Here is a 20,063-nt window from a genome sequence, read left to right as displayed (position 1 = left end):
ACTTACTACCTAATCAATTCCTGAGTTATGTATGAGTAAAATTTTGATAATATTAGCAGCAGGAAAGAGCAGTAGAATGAATTCTGAATATTCAAAAGCGTTGCACCAAGTGGGAAATCTTACTCTTTTAGAACATATAATTTCTAATGCAAAATCGCTGAGTCTAAAAAGCTTATCAATTGTTGTTAACAACTCCCTTCTAAAAGATTTAGAAAACTTTGATACTCTAAAAAGTATAATCGATCAATACAATATAAAACTAATAATTCAAGAAGATATTACAGGCACTGGCACTGCAGTTAAAATTGCTCTAGAAAATCTGGAGGAGTTATCTGATCAAGACATAGTTTTAATACAGTATGGAGACACTCCTTTTATATCTAGCGATACAGTTATGAAAATGACTGATTGTTTAAAGTATAATAATTTAGTTCTTCTTGGATTCAATAGTCAAGATGAACAATATGGAAGATTAGTAATTGATAATTACGGCAATGTTCAAAAAATCCTAAAAAATGGAGATAAAATGCTTCTTGCAAACTCTGGAATAATAGCTTCATATGCTAAAGATCTCTTTACCTTAGTAAAAGAAATAAAATTTAATAATTCGACCAATGAATATTGTCTTAATGATATAGTGCCCATTGCAGCAAACAATAACTTGAGTGTAGGTTATGTAGTTTCTGATGAAAGAGAAGCAATGGGAGTAAATAATAAGGAGGATTTGATTAAAGCCGAACACTATTTTCAAGAAAGAAGGCAGCCAACTTTTCTTTCATAATTACATTTTTTTATTCATTAATTTAAGTTGACATTTGTTTTATACTGGTTTTATAATACCTTTTGATTCTTACTTGTAAGATAATTGGTACGACAAATTTTCCTAGTTGTAGTGAGAGGGTATACATGGGGATATTAATAACAGGTGCTGCAGGTTTGATAGGGTCAACCTTGGTGAAAAAGTTAGAAAACCAGGGCCATGAAGTAATAAGCTGTGATATTAGGTTTAACAACAATCCACTCAGTTTTTTTTCAGAAGATATAGTACCACTACTTGCTAAGTGTACAGGAATTATTCATCTGGCTGCAATTTCTCGAGTTATACATGGTGAACTTTATCCTGAACTGTGTAAAAAAATTAATGTTGATGGTACAATGCAGTTTTTAGGGTTATGTAAGTCACTTTCAAATAAACCGTGGTTTATATATGCAAGTAGTAGGGAAGTCTATGGAGAGCAGAAGAAACTGCCGGTTACAGAATCTGCTAGTATCGATCCAATAAATAATTATGCCAAAGGTAAAGCATTTATTGAGGAACAAATAACAAGTTCAAAAGATTTTAATGTAGCAATATTACGCTTTTCAAATGTATACGGTGGTTTACTAGATCATAACAGTAGAGTGATTCCTGCACTCTGTATTAATGCATTAAGAGGTGATCCAATTAAAATAGAAGGTAAAGAATGTGTTTTTGATTTTACCTATTTGGATGATGTTATAGAGGGTATATGCTTAACTGTTAAATATTTACAAAGCGAAAAATCTTCCCTTCCTGCTATTCATCTTACTACTAATAGCCCATGTACTTTAGAAAACTTAGCAAAAACAATATTAAAAGTCACGAAAAGTGATTCTAGAATTGATTTTTATCCTCCAAGAAATTTTGACGTAACTAAGTTCCATGGTGATTTTACTAGAGCCAAAGAGCTACTTGGTTGGTCTCCAAAGCATTCATTAGAAGTAGGATTAAGCAATTTTATAAAAAGTCTACAAAACAATATACAAGAGTATCCTAACAATATAGATATGGTAATATATGAAAATATTAAAAATTATTCATGGTTACCCTCCTTATTATAGTGCTGGTTCAGAGGTTTACAGCCAAACTCTTGCTCATGAACTAGCAAATAACAATGAGGTACAAGTATTTACTAGGTATGAAAATAGCTTTTTACCTGATTTTTATTACACTACAGTCCTAGATAGTAGTGACTCTCGAATCTTACTGCATTTAATTAATATACCCACAGCTAAATATCGTTACAAATTTATCAATGAAGAAGTAGATATACAATTTAAAATAGTAATAGATAACTTTCAACCAGATCTTATACATTTTGGTCATCTTAATCATCTATCAATTACTTTACCAGAAATTGCTTTTAAAGAAAATATACCTACAATTTTTACGCTACATGACTTTTGGTTAATGTGTCCAAGAGGAAGGTTTATTCAACGTAATTCTGAAGATTTATTACGGCTTTGTGATGGACAAAAGGATCAAAAATGTGCAACCCAATGTTACAAGGGATATTTTACAGGAGATGAAGAATTCCTGAATTTAGACCTAAATTATTGGGAACAATGGGTTGCAACTAGAATGAAGTACACAAGGAAAATAATAGACTATATAGATTACTTTATTTCCCCATCGAAATTCTTGATGGATAAATTTACTCAGGATTTTAATGTTCCGATAAACAAAATTTCTTATCTTGATTATGGTTTTGATCTCAATCGTCTTAAGAATAGAAATAGAGTACAAGAAAAAGAGTTTATTTTCGGTTATATTGGTACTCATACTCCCGAAAAAGGTGTTGACCTATTACTAAAGGCTTTTTCTCACTTACCATCTAAAGCAAAACTTAGAATTTGGGGAGCAGCAAGAGAAGAAACTAAAGCTTTAAAAGCAATTGCCGATCAGTTTTCACCTGTTGTTAAAGAAAGAATAGAGTGGATGGGAAGTTATGATAATAAGAATATAGTTACTGACGTATTTAATAAAGTTGATGCAATAGTCGTTCCTTCAATTTGGGGTGAAAATTCACCGTTAGTAATACATGAAGCACAGCAACTTAGAATACCAGTTATAACAGCCGATTATGGTGGTATGGCAGAATATGTAAGAGATGGACTATTATTTAAGCACAGAGATGCAAGTAGTTTATCAGAAAAAATGCAAATCCTATCTACAGATCAGGGGTTATATAGTAAACTTACCCAAAAAGGCTATCCTTATACTGAAAATGGAAATATACCTTCTATAAGTGAGCATAGTGAGAAACTTAACAAGATTTACCGTAATGCTATTGAAAAGAAAGGCAAGTCAGTAGCTTTGAAACCTGGTCCTTGGAGAATTACTTTTGATACTAATCCAGATTACTGCAATTTTGCTTGTATAATGTGTGAATGTTTTTCACCATACAGCAAAGTTAAAGAAGAAAAGAAAGCTAAAGGAATAAAACCTAAGATACTGTCGATAGAAACTATCAGAAAAGTAATTAAGGAAGCAGCTGGCACACCTTTAAGGGAAATCATTCCTTCTACTATGGGTGAGCCTTTAATGTATAAAAGCTTTGATGAAATAATCAATTTGTGCCATGAGTTCAGCCTTAAGCTTAACCTCACAACCAATGGTTCTTTTCCTATTAAAGGAGCTAGAAAATGGGCTGAATTATTGGTACCAATTTTGTCTGATGTTAAGATTTCCTGGAATGGGGCAACTAAAGAAACTCATGAAAAAATCATGAAAGGTTCAAAATGGGAAGTAGTGACAGAAAATTTAAAAACTTTCCTTGAAGTTAGAGATAAATACTTTAGCGATACAGGTGAAAGGTGTACCGTTACTTTACAATTAACATTTTTGGAAAGTAATTTACATGAACTCTATGACATAGTTAAGATGGCCATAAAAAATGGCATAGATAGAGTTAAAGGACATCATCTTTGGGCACATTTTGAGGAAATTAAGGATCTATCTATGAGAAGAGATGAATTAGCAATTAGTAGATGGAATACAGAGGTAAGAAGGTTATATGAGCTTAGAGATAATATGCTATTGCCAAATGGTAAAAAGATAAAATTAGAAAATTTTACAATCCTTTCTCAAGAAGGTATTAAGGATTTGGCTCCAGGTGGTCAATGCCCATTTTTAGGTAAAGAAGCATGGATAAACAATGAAGGAAAGTTTAGTCCTTGCTGTGCTCCAGATGAACTCCGTAAGACATTAGGAAATTTTGGTAATGTTAATGAGGTTAAACTCGAGGAAATATGGCAGAGTAGTGAGTACCTAAGCTTACAAAAGAATTATTTAAATTACAAATTATGCAAAACATGCAACATGAGAAAACCTTTGATCAATTAATCAAAGATAATTTTAAATCTATTAAAATTTCACCGTGTGAGAGCTTTCACGAGTTGCTAGGAAATCCTTTATATGAAAATAGGTTTATAAAGGTTGGTAAATTTCATGAGCCCGGTCTTGCACCGGTTTATGATCAGACAGGTGCTTATCATATCAATGTAAGAGGAGAAGCAGTTTATCATAATAGATTTCTGAAAACTTTTGGATTCTACTTTAATAGAGCAGCCGTAGAAGATGATACAGGGTGTTACCATATTGATTCATCTGGATGTAGAGTATACAAACAGTCTTATCAATGGATTGGAAATTATCAGGAAGATGCTTGTGTAGTTAGAAGACATGATAAATGTTTTCATATTAATTTAAATGGCAACAGGATTTATCAGGAGGAATATGATTATGTTGGAGATTTTAAGGATGGTATCGCTGTAGTCTATAAGGATAGTAAAGCTACACATATTAATCATCATGGAAAGTTAGTACATAATAAATGGTATAAAAAACTTAATGTTTTTCATAAAGGGTATTCTATTGCAGAAGATCAACATGGTTGGTTTCATATAGATATTAATGGTGATCCTGTTTACCAGCAGAGATTTAAAATGGTAGAAGCATTTTATAATGGGATGGCAAAAGTTGAAACTTTTGAAGGTGTGTTAGGACAAATCGATATTACCGGAAATGTAAAGTTTAGTATTTTTGATTTAGGTAAAGAATCTCAAGTGCATAGGATTTCTGCAGAACTTTCAGCCTTTTGGAAAACTTACCTAACAAGCGTTGCTATTGAACTTGATTTGTTAAATATTTTACCTGCAACTACGCCAGTTTTATCTAAAAAGTTAAACATTATCGTACCAAATCTAGAAAGGCTGTTAAGGGCGTTGTGGGAAATAGGGTTTATTGATTACGATAAGGACAAGGACTTATGGCAACTATCATCAAAAGGTAAGTGTTTTAAGGAAATACCATTTTTGCCAAAAGCAGCAACGATGTGGGCAAGAGTTGCCGCTGAAAAGAATTGGTTAAAGATGGCCGATATACTAAAACAGAAGTCTATCTCTTCATTTGAATCTTTTAAGGAAAGAGAAGCATCAGAAGATAAGAAAATAGCATTTTACCAAGCATTGCTAGGATATTCTAGGTTTGATACTAAAGAGTTTAATTCTAGAATTAATATAGATGATGCTAAGAATATATTGCTATTTGGTGTACACTCTTTATTTCTTGCTTATTCTGATATACACAATAAAGGTTCCATAGGCCTATATAACGAACATAAAGTGCCAAGACAGTTAGTAGAAAATTTAAAAGTCAAACTTATAACTCAGGAAGAACTATCAGCTACAAATTATGAATTAGGTGTCTTTTGCCGCTTTCTACAGCATTATGATGATGATAAAGTATTATCTTATTTAAAATTGGTCAAAGGAATATCTCGTATTTTATTGATAGAAACTATTTTAGATTACCGCTCTCCAGCTGGAGGCTCTGTAGATATTAATGTCATGGTTGAAACAGGAGGTAAACTAAGAACATTAAGCGATTGGGAAAAAATACTCAAACAAGTAAAAGGATTCAAAATTTTTGCTGTTATACCTTTAACAGATTACTTATCAGTTATTGATGTCAGGTGTTAATCATATGGAAACATTACAAAAAAATGGTTTTTTTATTATCAAAAATCTGGTTCCTTTAGAGCTAATAACTCAGTCTTTAAGTGATATAACAAATAAGATATCAAAGCTATCCCAAGAACTAAGTGTTTCAACTTCTGACTACTTAAACTGTACCGGCAGATGGGGCACGTCATCTCGAGTAACTAGAATTATCTCTCAAGCATTAGATAAAATTATTAAAAATTACCTTGAAAAGTCACTTCAGTGTCAGATACTGCAGAAAAAATCAAATGTTATATGTAAAACTGCTGATTTAATAGATGCAGTTCCCTTCCATCAAGACATCTCCTATAGTTTCAATGGTCCTTACCACTTTTCTGTTTGGTTAGCTTTGAATAATGTCAGTGAAACTTCAGGTGCACTGCAAATTATAGAAAACAGTCATAAATGGGAAATACAGCCTTTAGTTGATTTTTGGTACCCATATTTCTTTGATCAGTACTCAAATAACCGAGAAAATTATAAAATTAAGTCACTACCTATTTCAGCAGGAGATGCGATAGTTTTTGATTCACGGTTATGGCATGGTAGTGATAAGAATACAGATGCTAAAGATAGATTTGCTTATGTAACAAGGTGGATTATAAAAGATCAAGACCTTCCCTATGTGCCAAAACCTCAGCCTTCAGTTTTTGGTATACTCAATTGTGGTGAGTTAACAGAATCTATACTGAGAGAATGCTTGTCATTGTTTGGCTACCAGGAAAGTATAAAAGCAAAAAACATGGAAGAACTTATCAAGAGCTGGTTAGCCTTTATTACAGACACAACTACAAATATTTCTGAGATCGACACTACTGAGGCTAAGCGAGATTTATATAAGCTGCTTATTCTAAATCAAGCATCAGCACTACATGATGCTGGAGACATCTCAGGAAAAATATACAAAAATTTATGGTTTTCACTACTTGTATTTCTCAATAAAAAAGTCAAAGTAGTGGAGCTAGCATTGTAAATGAACAGAAGTAGAGTTGATAGCTTCAAATGTGTATTGATGTTCATCTTGAATATAGTATCTAAATTCAAGCTTAATGTACTTATAATGTCTTTAGTTGCTCTGGTGGTAGCTGTTGATTTGTCTTTTAGAAAGTATTTAGTAAAAAATATTCTAGATACAGCTGTAAAATATCAGGAAGGTAATGTAATTGAAAATCTTTTATTACCTGTAAGCGCTTATCTTGGCATGGCATTACTTATCACTACTGCTTTTAGATTCTATGGCTATTTTGTTGACATTCGAATGTTTACCTTAATGCGTCAAAAAATAGCTGATATATCTTTTTGTAGGCTACTCCAACAAGACCATTCCTATTATCAGAACAATTTATCTGGAAGCTTAGTACATAAGGTCAGTAGCTTAATGGATAGTGTGATAGAGTTAATAAGATTGCTTATAGATTGTTTTTTCGGTTACAGTATAGCATTAGTCTTAGCTATTTATACCTTATCATTAGTAAACATAAAGTTTGCAATCGCTACATTCACTTGGGTAAGCATTTTTATTTTAGTCTCGATTTTCAGCTTTCGTGTACTTACTGAACTAGCTGATAATTACTCTAAACAAAATTCACAAGTAATAGCTAGTATAGCAGATAGTATTTTAAATGTTATATCAGTAAGGCTATTTTCTCAGCAAGCACATGAGAGACACAAATTTTTTCAAATATGCAAGAAAAGAACTATTGCAGAGAGAAAATTGCAGTGGGCATACTTTTGTCTTTGGTTTATATATGGCTATTCATTCGATATACTCCAAGCAGTAAACTTGTATTTTTTAATTCATGATTATCAATTGAACAAGATCGCAATAGGAGATATTGCTCTTGTACTTGGAATTAATATATCGATTATAGAGTTTCTTAACCATCTAACTAGGAATCTTACCCAATTTTCTACTCATTTCGGCAAAGTTTCAGATGCATTGCCAATCTTAACTACTGTACCAGAAATTCAAGATAAGAAAAATGCTAAAGAATTAAATTTATTAAGTGGAAGAATAACGTTTAATAATGTTTCTTTTTCTTATGAAGGTCAGGAGTCATTATTTCAAGATTTTTCAGTTACCATTAATCCTTGCGAAAAGGTAGGTCTAGTTGGTTATTCTGGAGGTGGTAAATCTACTTTTATAAACTTAATCCTAAGGCTATTTGATGTTAAAAAAGGTAATATACAGATTGATAATCAAATAGTATCAGAAGTTACACAGAGTTCTTTGAGGCAACAAATATCTGTAATACCTCAAGACCCATTGTTATTTCATGATACTATTTTAGCAAACATCATATATGGTAAACTTCAATCTACTATCGAAGAAATAATGAGAGCTGCAAAGCTGGCTGGTATTCACGATTTCATTATGACTCTACCAGATCAATATGGAACTACAGTCGGAGAAAAAGGCATCAAGCTATCTGGAGGAGAAAGACAAAGAATAATAATAGCAAGGGCATTTTTAAAAAACGCTCCAATACTATTTCTCGATGAACCAACTAGTCAGTTAGATTCTATAACAGAAAAAACAATTCAAATGAGTTTATTTAAACTGATGCAAAATAAAACTACGATTACTATAGCACACCGTATTTCTACACTTTTACACATGGACCGAATTCTAGTATTTAACAAAGGAAAAATTGTCCAAGATGGTAAACACGCTGAACTAGTTTCTAAACACGGTCTTTATAAAGAACTTTGGAATGCTCAAATTGGTTGTTTGAATGGCAAAAAATAAGATGGAAAAAATTATTGATCTGAGAAGTGACACTACAACTCTGCAGAGCTCCAACGTTATACATGCAATAAGTAATGCAACTGTTGGAGATTTTGCTTATGGTGAAGACAAAAGCTGTAATGACTTATCAGAATATTGCAAACAATTATTCAAAGTAGAAGAAGCATTATTTGTAACCAGCGGTATGCTTGCAAATAGATTAGCCGTTGCCAGTCAAACAAGTCCTGGTGATGAACTAATAACTCATTATAATTATCACGTTAATTTTTTCGATAGCGCAGGCAATGCAAAAGTAAATAATATCGTATTTAATTGTATTAGAAATAATAGCGGAATCTTAGATGTTGATGAAGTAGAATATGCTATTAATTCTAAGCCGAGGTATAAAATTTTTGCTCAGGTGAGTCTTGTTTCTATAGAAAATAGTATAAATGGGTTTAATGGTAAAATTTATCCTTTTGAAAAACAAGTCGAGTTATATCACTTTTTAAAAGCTCACAATGTAAATCTTCATTTAGACGGTGCAAGAATATTTAATGCTCATATCGAAACAAATATTGCTTTAGCAGATTATGCTAAATATGTGGATACAATGAGCTTTTCTTTTACTAAAGGACTTGGCGCTCCTTTTGGTTCAATGCTTATGGGTAAAAGAGAGATAATTGAAAGGGCTAAAAAGCTACAGGTTTGGCTAGGTAGTGGTTATCATCAGATAGGGTATTGTGCTAATGCAGCAAAATATGTACTACAGAATAATATCTCTAGGCTTAAAGAAGATAATAAGCTAGCTAAATTGTTTGCAGATAAGATTAAAGAAATTCCACACATAAAACTGATACTACCTTATCCAGAAACTAATATAGTAAGCTTTAGTATAAAAGCACTAAATGTAACTAATGAGGTTTTCTTGAGTAAATGCCAAACCTATGGTTTATTGCTTTTTCCTTGGCTCGAGTCTCATATAAGAGCAGTTACCCACCTTGGCATAAAGGAAACAGACATCATGAAAGCTGCTGAAATTATAAAGGAGGTTGTATTAAATTTAATATGAGAATAAAAATAGATTTCTTTAGCGATTCAAACACTGACCCTTCAGTTGAAATGAGGGAAGCAATGGCTAAAGCAAAAGTTGGAAACGAAGCTGCATGTGAAGATCCAACTGTAAACGAATTAGTGGCAACCGCATGTAAAATATTAGGTAAACCTGCAGGAATCTTTTTGATTTCAGGAACGATGTCCAATGTAATTGCTTATAAAGTACACATTCAAAGACCTGGTGATTACTTGCTGCTTGATGAAACTTCACATCCTCTCATAGTACAATCTGGCTTGATCGCAGCCCAGGCACATGCCACTCCTTTGCCCATCAAAGGTACGAGAGGAATATTTACTGGAGAACAAATTGTTGAGTTTATTACTCGTCCTAGTTTAAGAAATATTCCGAGAGTTGGGCTTGTTTCTATCGAACAAACGACAAATTTTGGTGGTGGAGCTGTGTGGCCTTTAGAATATATTCAAGAGATCTCAAGTCTCTGCAAAGAGAATGACGTATTCACTCATTTAGATGGAGCAAGACTGTTCAACGCTTGTGCTCATACTAAAATATCTCCAAAGGAGTATGCAAGTTATTTTGATTCGGTATTTATTGATTTTAGTAAAGGATTAGGTGCTCCAATGGGCGCAATATTGCTTGGAAGTGAAGAGTTTATTGAAAAAGCTTGGTACTATAAGTTTCAAATTGGCGGAGGTATGCACCAAGCTGGCATTATTTCAGCTGCATGTTTATATGCTCTACATAATAATGTAAATTGTTTAGAGGAAGATCATAAAAAGATGCAGCACCTTATAGAAGGCCTAGACTCCATAGATCAAGTTATAATTGATATCAACCTGTATAAAACTAATATAGCGTATTTTTCATTACGTACTAATTGTATATCTACTCAAGAATTAATAAACGTACTAATGACAAATTATGGAATTAGAATGGCTAACATCAAAGGTAAAATCAGAGCTATAACACATAGAGATATAAGCTATGAAGATATTAATATTACTGTATCTGCTATAAGAAAGATACTAAGTAAGTAATTTTCTGCACTAATTGTTTGCAAACTTCTTGTCAAACAATATTATACCAATATAGTATTATGCTAGCATCTGCATAGAGCTATTTGGGAATAGGTGTGAACTTTGTCTTCTTTCAATATTTGCTATTCTTCTGTGGATATATGCTGCTTTATTTATCAAGACAAAGTATACCAATTGCTCTACCACTGTTAATAGATACTGACCATGTAAAATTAAGCTATTTTTTTGCCTGCTTTTCTTTTTTTTATGGAGTATCAAAATTCGTTAATGGAATAATCATGGACTCCAAAAATAATCCATTATTTATGTTTGGGCTATGCAATATTGCAACTGGATTATTAACCATTGGTATAACTTTATCATATAATAATCTAACTTTATTACTGTTAACATTAATATTATTAGCTTGGACACAAGGGTTAGGTTGGCCAGCTATTACCAAGTTTATGGTTACAAACTCTAGCATCTCTTCAATTGCATCATCATGGGGAGTTATGAGCGCATCTCAGCAACTTGGTTCTTGTATTACTTTAATTGTATTACCAAGTATAATTAAAATATATGATGCAGAAAGTGCATTTTTGTACTCTGGTCTCTTATGCTTACTTTTTGGAATTTATATAATATTAAAAGCATATTACAAAGAAAGTGCCAACTTTACTACCTATTATAAGGTGCAGAAATCTCAAATAGGTATCAAGGTAACAAGTTCCATATGGTTTCTATGTTGTGCTACTTTTTGTGCTTATATTATAAAAATGGGAATCTTTTTTTGGTTTCCTATAATTTTAAGGGATAAATTACAAATTTCTCTTGTACAATCCTCACTAATAACAGGCGTATATGATTTAGGTGGAATCCTTGGAACTTTAATCACAGGAAGAATTAGTGATATGTACTTCTTTCAAAATAGAAGCTTGCTGGCATCACTTTATATGTTGGGTATAGCACTCACTTTTATTGCAATGAACTTTGGTCAAAACATAATTCTTATGAACCTTGGTGCAATCTTATCAGGATTCTTTATATTTGGAGTGCAAGTACTGACAGGTGTTATAGCTGTAGAAATTGCTCCACAAAATAATGTATGTGCAATTGTAAGCTTAACAGGATTATTTGGGTATATTGCAAGTTCAATATTTTCATGCGTGCTCTTAGGAGTGCTTGTTAAGCACTGTGGTAACAGTATTATGTTTTCATTTTTTTCCATTTGCTCTGTTGTTGCACTCGTTTGCTTTTCCATACTATCAAGCAAAGATCTAAAAAAACTAAGTAAAGCGGTGTAAAAAAAATTTCTCAACAGTTAAACTTTGTAGATAGATTTTTTACCCAAGGAATAAACATGGTAACCATATCTTAGTAACAGCTCACTATCTAATAAATTACGGAAATCAAAAACATTAGGTGCAGCCATAATACTCTTTAAACTTGCAAAATCTTGATTTTTAAATTCTTTCCACTCCGTTAATAATAATAAGGCTTCCGCGTCTCTTGCAGCTCCTATAGCGCTGTCCGCGTACTCTATATCCTTTAGAATTTGCCTAGCATTATCCATCCCTACTGGGTCATATGCAGTAATTTTAGCCTTGTTATTCACTAACAATTTTGCAATATCTATAGCTGGGCTATTTCTTACATCATCAGTACCAGACTTAAAAGTTAGCCCCCATATCGCTATTTTTTTATTTTGGACTCCATTTAATACATATTCTACCTTTTTAGCAATGTTTGTTATATGATTATAGTTAGATTCTTTAACTGAATTTAAAATTTGTAGCTTAACATTGTGGTCTTCAGCAAGCCTTATTAAAGCTGACAAATCTTTAGGAAAACATGATCCTCCAAATCCTGGACCAGCTTTGAGAAACTCCTTACCTATTCTATGGTCCATTCCCATACTGTTAGATAAAAGGTCAATGTCTGCTCCTAATAGCTCACATAAACCTGCCATCTCATTGATAAAAGCAACCTTTGTTGCTAGAAAAGCATTAGAAGCATATTTAATCATTTCAGCAGTAACTGTATCAGTGACTATTAACGGAATATTCTTATCTATAAATGATTTATATATAACTTCTAGTTTTGCCCTAGCTAGATTAGTTTTTACTCCTATTATTATCCTATCTGGGTATAAAAAATCTGATACTGCAGAGCCTTGCTTGAGAAACTCTGGATTAACCCCCAAATCAAAGTTATAGCCCTTATTAGATAAATAATTATATATATTTTCTGCAGTACCAGGAGGAACAGTTGACTTTATCACTATTAAGCAATCTTGATTAACTCTCTCAGAAACTTCACTTACTGCATTATATACATTCTTTAAATTTGCATTTCCTAGGGAGTCTGATGGAGTATCTACAGTTATAAATACTACTTCTGTATTGGGATTTATTTGAAAATACGAATCGAAAAATCTTATCCTTTGTGACTTTATATTATTCTCTAAATAATCTGCTAATCCAGGTTCATATAGAGGAATTTTCCCTGATTTCAAAAGTTCAATCTTCTCAGTATTTATGTCAATGCAATCAACTTTATGGCCCTGCTCCGATAACCATACGCGTCAAGTTAAGGAAATAAAGGTATGAAAGAGATAGAATAATAAGGTATAAGTTCTCCCAGATATACTTTTAGTGAGAGAACCAATGAATAAAATAACTTGCTTATCAAAAAAGCTCAAAGAATTTTTTAATGAAAAAGCAGAGAAAATCTCAATTACAACAAGGTTTATAAAAAGAAAGAGAAAGCTAAAAGGTTCATCATTCGTAAAAGCCATGGTCTTGGGTAATATAGGAGTTGATAATTGTAGCGTAGAAACAATGTGTCAATTACTAAACGAGGACTCGATAGATATAACAAAACAAGGTTTGGATTTTAGATTTACTGAAGAAGCAGTGGAATTTATGAAAAGGATGTATAATGAATCTGTGATTCTCTTTAAAAATATCTTGCAAGTTGATTGCAAAATCTTACAGCAATTTAATAGTGTTAAATTATTGGACAGTAGCTATATTACTCTACCTAACAGTATGGAAGAGATGTATAAAGGTTATGGTACTAGCTACAGTGGCTATGAAAGCAATACTAAGTATGGAATAAAGTTACAATTAGTTTTCGACTACATGAATCAGATAATAGACCAACTTAATTTAACGGAGGGAGTAAGATCAGACCAGGGATATAGGAAACATTTAAGTAATATATTAAGCAATGATTTGCTAATATCTGATCTCGGTTATTTTGTGCCAAGTTCTTTTAAACAAATCAATGAAATAGGAGCTTATTTCATAAGTCGTTATAAATCCGATACCAACATATATGATGTAGAAACAAATCAAAAAATGGAGTTATTAGAATGTTTAGAGGATAAGTTATTTTTAGAAAACGAGGTATTGTTAGGAAAAGAAGCAAAAATTAGAGTAAGAATTATATGTCAGAAACTAACTGAAGAACAGTCTATGGCCAGAAGAAGGAAAGCTAATAGATTAGCAAGATCGCAGGGATATACATCCTCTAAAAGAAATCAAAAATTGTTGAACTGGTCAATATTTATAACTAATGTTCCAGAAAATAAAATTAGTGCTGAGCAAGTATTAACGATTTACAGAGTAAGGTGGCAAATTGAGTTATTATTTAAATTGTATAAAAGCCATATCAGGCTTGATAAGCTAAAAGGAAAGCCATGCAGAGTATTATGTGAACTATATGCTAAATTGTGCGCAATTCTTATATTTCACGGCATGGTTGGTTGCACAGAAGTGAAAAAGAATACAGAACTTAGCTTAACAAAGGCATTTATTGAGCTAAAAAGGCGGGTTAGAGAGTTATTTTTAGTATTAACCAAAATTAATAGTTTAAAAGCATTTCTTAAAAAACTCACTATAACTTGGTCGCGATTTTCATTAAAAGACAAACGTAGAAGGGCTAGAGTATCCACTTTAACCTCTCTAAATTTGCTCACAATCTCTTAACTTGACGCGTATGGCTCCGATAACATTGTACCAGATACTAAGCCTACATACCCTACTCCTATAATAGTTATGTGCATTTTACTATCACCTTAAAAATGTAGCTTAAATAAATACCATTAACAATTATAAACTTTTGTTGTTACATTATTTTGCTTAATTGCCTTACCTTCCGAATAAATTATAAATAAGGTTGAAGGTATTAATATCAAAGTACCATATAAAGCACTTTTATCAGGTAATTCATTAAATATAACGTATGTTACTATTGCAGAAATTATTAGCTCTATGTACCTATAAGGTGCAAGTGCAGTAGCATCAGTAAGAGTAAAAGCTTTTAACATAAAGAGCAAAATTAGATTTGAATTAATTCCCAGAATCAGCAGTAATATTAATTCCAACAAGGAAGGCATATGCCAATAAAATAACAAAGGTGGAGTAGAAAAAATAGTTGTCGTTAGAGCTGAATAAAATAACATACTTATTACTGACTCTTTTATTACAAGTTTCTTATTAAGTATATCTAATATAGCAAAGATCAATGCAGATACAATAAAAATAAGAATTTTAGGATTAAAATCTTCACTATGAGCTTTGGTAGTAATAGCAATACCAACAAAGCCAATAACAGTTACTATCCATCTTTGCCAAATTATATTTTCGTTTAGCAAAGGGATTGCAAGAAGTATAACAAATAATGGTATAGAAAAACTTATAATCGTTGCAGTTACTATGGGGAAAACAGTCAACCCGTAAGTCCATAAGGTCATTCCACAAAACAACAATCCACCCCTGGTTATTTGAGTAGATATTTGACTTGTTTTAAAAGTTTCTATTCCATAGTAAAACATAAAAGGTACAAGGGTAATAGTGGTAAACAGAAAGCGGAAAAAAATTATTTCAAAACTCTGAAGATGTAAACTTAGATATTTTGATATAGTATCATTAGCTACACTACTAAGTAAGCTAAGTATAAACCAGATAACCCCAAACAAATAAGCTCTCATTCTGTAATCCATAAAGCTTCTGATTTAATAGATACGATGTACTCATATAATTTTACTACAAAACTAATAATATAAAAGTTTTCTGATGTACGTCCCCAGAATGTGATCGTAAGGGTTCATTATAAATAATTCGGGAAATTTCGTCTCTTTAGACATATTAAGAGCTATGTAACGAACGTTTATATTTGTGAGTAATAGTAAGGCTCAAGGTAAGGAAAATGCTAGTGAGGTAAAGTAGAATAACGTTAATTTGATAATTTAAGCTCATTCCCTCTTGCTACATCTCTCTTTAATATCTCCTCTTTTGCAGCAGGTCTATAATTACTGCTTAAATTTAGGTGCACACTAATTTTTCGATTTATATATTATTCTAATGCTTGTATAATACCTTCATTGAATATTTGATTTTGAGGTAATTAGATGCCAAAAAGTAAAACTAAACGTGGAACGGAAGATTTGAAGGGTAATGCAGGCCCAAGCAAAAGATCTCGTCTCAGTTCTGATCCTAAAAAAAATAAAGAGATTATCTCTAGCAAAGTAATAAGTAAGCTGAAGGATGTTGTTAAAGGTGATAGAACTTCAGCTATTGAGGAATGGGTCAAGGCTCACCCTGTAACAGTAGAGGGTCTAACCGTTGAGCAATCGGACCTCTTATGTAATGCGTTTCGTGATGAATCTTGTTGGTCAGGTGCGACACTAGATGTTGCTAAATTGGTAGGAGAATTAGCTAAATCAGGTGTGTTGAATCCATTTGCTATATATAAAATAGCATGTATTGAGTGTGTAGAGAGTGAAATTAAGCAATTATTTGACAAGGCGTTAGAGTCTTTTAGATCTGACTTATCTCATAAAGGTGCATGTGAGGAAGATAGGAATTTAGCTTGCAGTGATAAGCTTGCAAGAGTTGAATTGTTAAGTTCCATGGGAAGACGTGATCCTGTTTTCAATTTCTGGATTGATCAAGAATCAGGTAACCTTAGAGAAAATATAGAAGCAGAAGATGGATTTAATAAGGCTGTAGATTTCAAGTGGAGTAAGGGAGTGGAACACTTCTATAATCGTCTGTGTTCTGAAGAAAAATTAGTGAAAGAAGAGAGAGAAAAATTGCTAGTTTCTGCTATTGCAAAATTATCTCCATTGCAATCTAGCTATAAACTTGCTTCTACCTTAAGTTCCCTTCTAGGTAAAGTCATAAGCGCAAAAGTAGATCATAAGTCACTACTTGGGCTACCGAATAAGAAAGATAGGGGTGTGATCTATCGTCCTCTTAGTTACTTAGTAGAGCACGGTTTTCTTTGCACAACTAAGTATGTTATCCAGTACTTGAGCGAGGGATGTTCAAGATCTGAAGTAGAGAAAATGCTTTCACCTAGAGGATATGCACATCTTCTCTCATCGCTTTCATTTGTTGTAGTTTCTAAAGATTATGACTTGGATAACAGGAATGAAGCAAGGTCAGCTATTAGCAGTCTTTGGGAATCTAGTGTATTTAACCAAAATAAAATAAATGTTGTCGATCCTTTTAAAGATAGGATTGCTTTTGTTGCAATGGAAAATGCAATTTCAAATTTGATTGTAGATCAGGAGAACAGCAAGGATACTCAAAGTGCTGGCGATGGTGAAAAAGTTGATTTGGTCTTGAGTATTTTAAAGTTTGCTAAAGATTGTTGTTCAGACAAAAGCTTTAAATCATTAAAAGAGAGGATAGCAAATAGTTTAGATAAAACAAGGAATTCTAAGATGATAGATGCAACTAGCTCCTGCAATTTAATAGAAGAGTTGTGTAAGTCAGCGAGAAATTTGAATTTATTCTCTGCTAGCACTGAAGGTCCTCAATCTACGTTAGTGGGTACTAATGTTAGTATTTCGCCTGCTGCAGTTGTTAACAAATAGGAGTATTTATGCATGGTAATAATGAAGATCGTGAATTAGTTAGGGCTTTATTAAGTGGAGGTTGTGATGAGTTTAGTAGACAATTTGTAGGTTTTTTAAACAATTGTCCATCTTTTTTGCATTCGGCTAATAAGCCTGGCTTTTTTCCTACATTCTTTTTTGGTATGTTTTCTACTGCACATGATTCAGGTATATTAGTTGAAGATGAAAGAGTCTATTTTCGTTTTGACAATTATGGAAATCTAAAAGTTGCTGTTCTCACTAATAAAGAAAATAGAAGAATAGTCAGGTGTTATACTGTTGCTGATAATGAGAACAGCCCTGGGTCAAGGTTTAGTGCAGAAGAGAAGCAGCAGGTAGAAGAGAATCTTCCACAAGAATTACAGGAAGATGAGGATCTGGATTGGGAAGAGTATAAAATATTTCGGTTTGGAGAAGAATGTAGGTTTATTCATGAAATAGATAGATTTCCTCAACGTGATGAACCTGGAGCTCCAATTTTTCATGAAATTAACCCAATCAGAGAACAAGGTGAATTGTTAGACCTGATGAGTGAGTTGGCAAATGATGATACAGGAGAAGTGCGTACTAATGTTAAAAGAATTTTGGAATATGTTATTGATATCCATGATGAACATGAAGATAGCTTAGTGTTTCGTGCAGAGTCTGATTACCACGGTTTTCTGTGTGGGTTTTTAGTAAATTTTAGATACCGAGCTGTGGCTGATTTCTACCCAGAGCTACTTATAGGAAAAGGTTATGCAGATGTTGTTTTGCTTGTTCGTGGTGTTGATCAGACAAATGATTCGGTTCCAATTATAATTGAGTTGAAGGTTGGTGATGAGGAAGGATTAGAGCAAGCTAAAGATTATGCTAAAAGTTGTTCTGTTTCGTCTTTGCCTATTCATACCTCATCACCAAGTGCTGTTTGTGTAGCGTTAAATTTTCAATTACGTGGAGGTGCTGGTCTCCGAACTTCTGTGCAGGCCTTTTCAGAAGGTGGTCTTTCCTTAATACCGGGTTTACTACATCCTCATGGAAATGGAGTTAGGGGAAATGTAAAACGTTTTTTACAACCCATAGCATCAGAGTTCACTCAATCGCCTCATTGTAACACTTTTTCCTGTACGTCATCGTTTGTTTTTGGAAATGTTTTATCTACAAGGAGGGACTTAGAAACAAATGATGGGCGGGAGGTAAGGGTTACCAAGTATCTATTTAACCACTCTCAGGGAGAGAAAATGAAACGTACAGGTGGTAGGGGAGATGCAGCAGATATTGTAAGCCATGCGTTAACTTTAGCTCTATTTTTATCAAATATTGGTTTTGTTGTGCTTCACATTTTTCGTCGTTTAAAGTGGCAGACTTTACCAGACAAGGCATTGAACCTGTCGTTACTGCCTCAAGCCACAGATGATGCTAAGGTTCGTCAAGTACTTTGTGAAGTAGATGTCCAGGGTCATCTGGAAGTGGCTTCTGCAAAGAAATTCGAATCACTACGTGCTTACTCACGTTCTCATAGTGAAGGTTATTTCGAGGGAAGGTTTTCAGAACAAATGGGTAATGTTAGGAATTTACATCAACTTGCAGATCAGTTGATGAGTGCTGAGCCTAATTTTGGTAATGATGGTAATGTTAATGGTGAGTACAGGGCTAGGTATGAAGTTTTATTTAATGAGATTTCTCGTCTGTTGTCTCCGTTATTAAATGGAAACCGTCTACTCGTGAACAATGAAGCTAAATTTCAGGCTTTGTTGCGTGGGATATTTCAAAGTTGCGATAATCCTGCCAAGGTAATTATTGAGTTCCAGCTACAGAGAGGAAGGAAAATAGACCTAGTATTATCAAAATCTGCGGAAAATGATGATACTCATCCAATTGGAATAGAGTTGAAGTATGCTAACACCGCAGAACAAGTTGAACGAAAAAGGGTGGAGGCAAATCGACAGTTAAGTGAATACGAATTTTGTGGAGGATGCAAGCGTATTACTGGGGGAGATGCGATGGTTTTGTTATACGCTATATTAAATGCTGTAGGACAAGAGCAGGATCTGATATTGATTGGTGGGCTTCGTAGAGCATCTGGGTTTTCTAGATGACTTGTAACTAATAAAAGTACCAAAGATAAGGTTGTTTATGGGTAAAATTATGCATTAAGCTAGAGTACGTTTGAGTAAGGTTGGAGAAAAAGCAAGGTCTTTGAGCAAGAAAATTTGATTTATGTTTTCTTAAGTTAAAGTTAACCTGATGAAGTTTGTATAATTTATTGTTGGAGTTTTTTTGTTCTATTTTTACTGTAAGTTCAATCTGCTCTATCTTTGGTCTTTTTTTCTTAGTTTTGCGGCAAGTCTAATATTTTTACTACTTAATGGAATAACTTGCAGAAAGTGGAGATATAATGCTAAGGCAGAGGAGCTCAGACAGTTGTCTTAAACAATAAAGAAATACTAAAGGCAAAAGATACGCTTGCGTAGTTCGAAAGCTTTCTATAGGATAAGCCTCACCTGATTTACAAATAGAATTGTTATGTTAGATGTTTGCTATTTATTC

The 20,063-nt window shown here is 33.0% G+C and carries 13 protein-coding genes and 1 pseudogene; 12 read left to right on the top strand and 2 right to left on the bottom strand.

The window, feature by feature from the left end:
• Positions 1–31 precede the first annotated feature (31 nt).
• From ABWU45_RS02840 to ABWU45_RS02800, 9 genes are all read left to right on the top strand, one after another.
• Positions 32–781: an NTP transferase domain-containing protein gene (locus ABWU45_RS02840; protein WP_353278938.1), complete on the top strand. Its 750-nt coding sequence runs from the start codon at positions 32–34 to the stop codon at positions 779–781.
• 125 nt (positions 782–906) lie between these two features.
• Entirely contained in the window at positions 907–1,860 is a 954-nt protein-coding gene (locus tag ABWU45_RS02835; protein WP_353278936.1) for an NAD-dependent epimerase/dehydratase family protein, read from the top strand.
• Positions 1,817–4,144 (top strand): glycosyltransferase, encoded by a 2,328-nt coding sequence (locus ABWU45_RS02830; protein WP_353278264.1) that lies wholly within the window; start codon positions 1,817–1,819, stop codon positions 4,142–4,144. Before ABWU45_RS02835 ends, ABWU45_RS02830 begins: the two co-directional genes overlap by 44 nt.
• Positions 4,105–5,781 (top strand): WG repeat-containing protein, encoded by a 1,677-nt coding sequence (locus ABWU45_RS02825; protein WP_353278265.1) that lies wholly within the window; start codon positions 4,105–4,107, stop codon positions 5,779–5,781. The genes ABWU45_RS02830 and ABWU45_RS02825 overlap by 40 nt, the downstream gene beginning before the upstream one ends.
• A 4-nt stretch (positions 5,782–5,785) precedes the next feature.
• Positions 5,786–6,775 (top strand): phytanoyl-CoA dioxygenase family protein, encoded by a 990-nt coding sequence (locus ABWU45_RS02820; protein ID WP_353278266.1) that lies wholly within the window; start codon positions 5,786–5,788, stop codon positions 6,773–6,775.
• Positions 6,776–8,551, top strand: coding sequence for an ABC transporter ATP-binding protein (locus ABWU45_RS02815; RefSeq protein ID WP_353272545.1), 1,776 nt, complete (start codon positions 6,776–6,778; stop codon positions 8,549–8,551). It begins immediately after the preceding gene.
• Between the two features lies 1 nt (position 8,552).
• Positions 8,553–9,602 (top strand): threonine aldolase family protein, encoded by a 1,050-nt coding sequence (locus ABWU45_RS02810; protein ID WP_151807617.1) that lies wholly within the window; start codon positions 8,553–8,555, stop codon positions 9,600–9,602.
• On the top strand, positions 9,599–10,642 hold the full coding sequence (locus ABWU45_RS02805) for a threonine aldolase family protein (RefSeq protein WP_353278267.1): 1,044 nt from the start codon (positions 9,599–9,601) through the stop codon (positions 10,640–10,642). The genes ABWU45_RS02810 and ABWU45_RS02805 overlap by 4 nt, the downstream gene beginning before the upstream one ends.
• Positions 10,643–10,782: 140 nt before the next feature.
• Entirely contained in the window at positions 10,783–11,928 is a 1,146-nt protein-coding gene (locus ABWU45_RS02800; RefSeq protein WP_353278268.1) for an MFS transporter, read from the top strand.
• A 17-nt stretch (positions 11,929–11,945) separates the two neighbouring features.
• Here the strand turns inward: ABWU45_RS02800 and ABWU45_RS02795 are convergent.
• Positions 11,946–13,190, bottom strand: a pseudogene (locus tag ABWU45_RS02795) (UDP-glucose dehydrogenase family protein); the annotation flags it as partial.
• A 100-nt stretch (positions 13,191–13,290) separates the two neighbouring features.
• Between ABWU45_RS02795 and ABWU45_RS02790 the strand changes: the two are divergent.
• A complete protein-coding gene (locus ABWU45_RS02790) occupies positions 13,291–14,616 on the top strand; it encodes an IS4 family transposase (protein WP_353278934.1) in 1,326 nt (441 codons plus the stop codon).
• A 116-nt stretch (positions 14,617–14,732) separates the two neighbouring features.
• On the opposite strand, the gene ABWU45_RS02785 is transcribed toward ABWU45_RS02790, so the two are convergent.
• Complete coding sequence (locus ABWU45_RS02785) at positions 14,733–15,632, bottom strand: DMT family transporter (RefSeq protein WP_353278933.1); 900 nt, start codon at positions 15,630–15,632, stop codon at positions 14,733–14,735.
• A gap of 408 nt (positions 15,633–16,040) precedes the next feature.
• On the opposite strand from ABWU45_RS02785, the gene ABWU45_RS02780 reads away from it, so the two are divergent.
• Together ABWU45_RS02780 and ABWU45_RS02775 are read left to right on the top strand one after the other, a co-directional pair.
• Positions 16,041–17,513, top strand: a complete 1,473-nt coding sequence (locus ABWU45_RS02780; protein ID WP_077188281.1) for a hypothetical protein — start codon at positions 16,041–16,043, stop codon at positions 17,511–17,513.
• Between the two features lie 8 nt (positions 17,514–17,521).
• The gene (locus ABWU45_RS02775; protein WP_353278931.1) at positions 17,522–19,612 is read left to right on the top strand and encodes a hypothetical protein; all 2,091 of its coding nucleotides are present in this window, start codon (positions 17,522–17,524) and stop codon (positions 19,610–19,612) included.
• Positions 19,613–20,063 lie beyond the last annotated feature (451 nt).

This window comes from Wolbachia endosymbiont (group B) of Longitarsus flavicornis (assembly GCF_964028135.1).
Lineage (GTDB): Bacteria > Pseudomonadota > Alphaproteobacteria > Rickettsiales > Anaplasmataceae > Wolbachia.
This window is presented reverse-complemented; position numbering and strand designations above follow the sequence as displayed.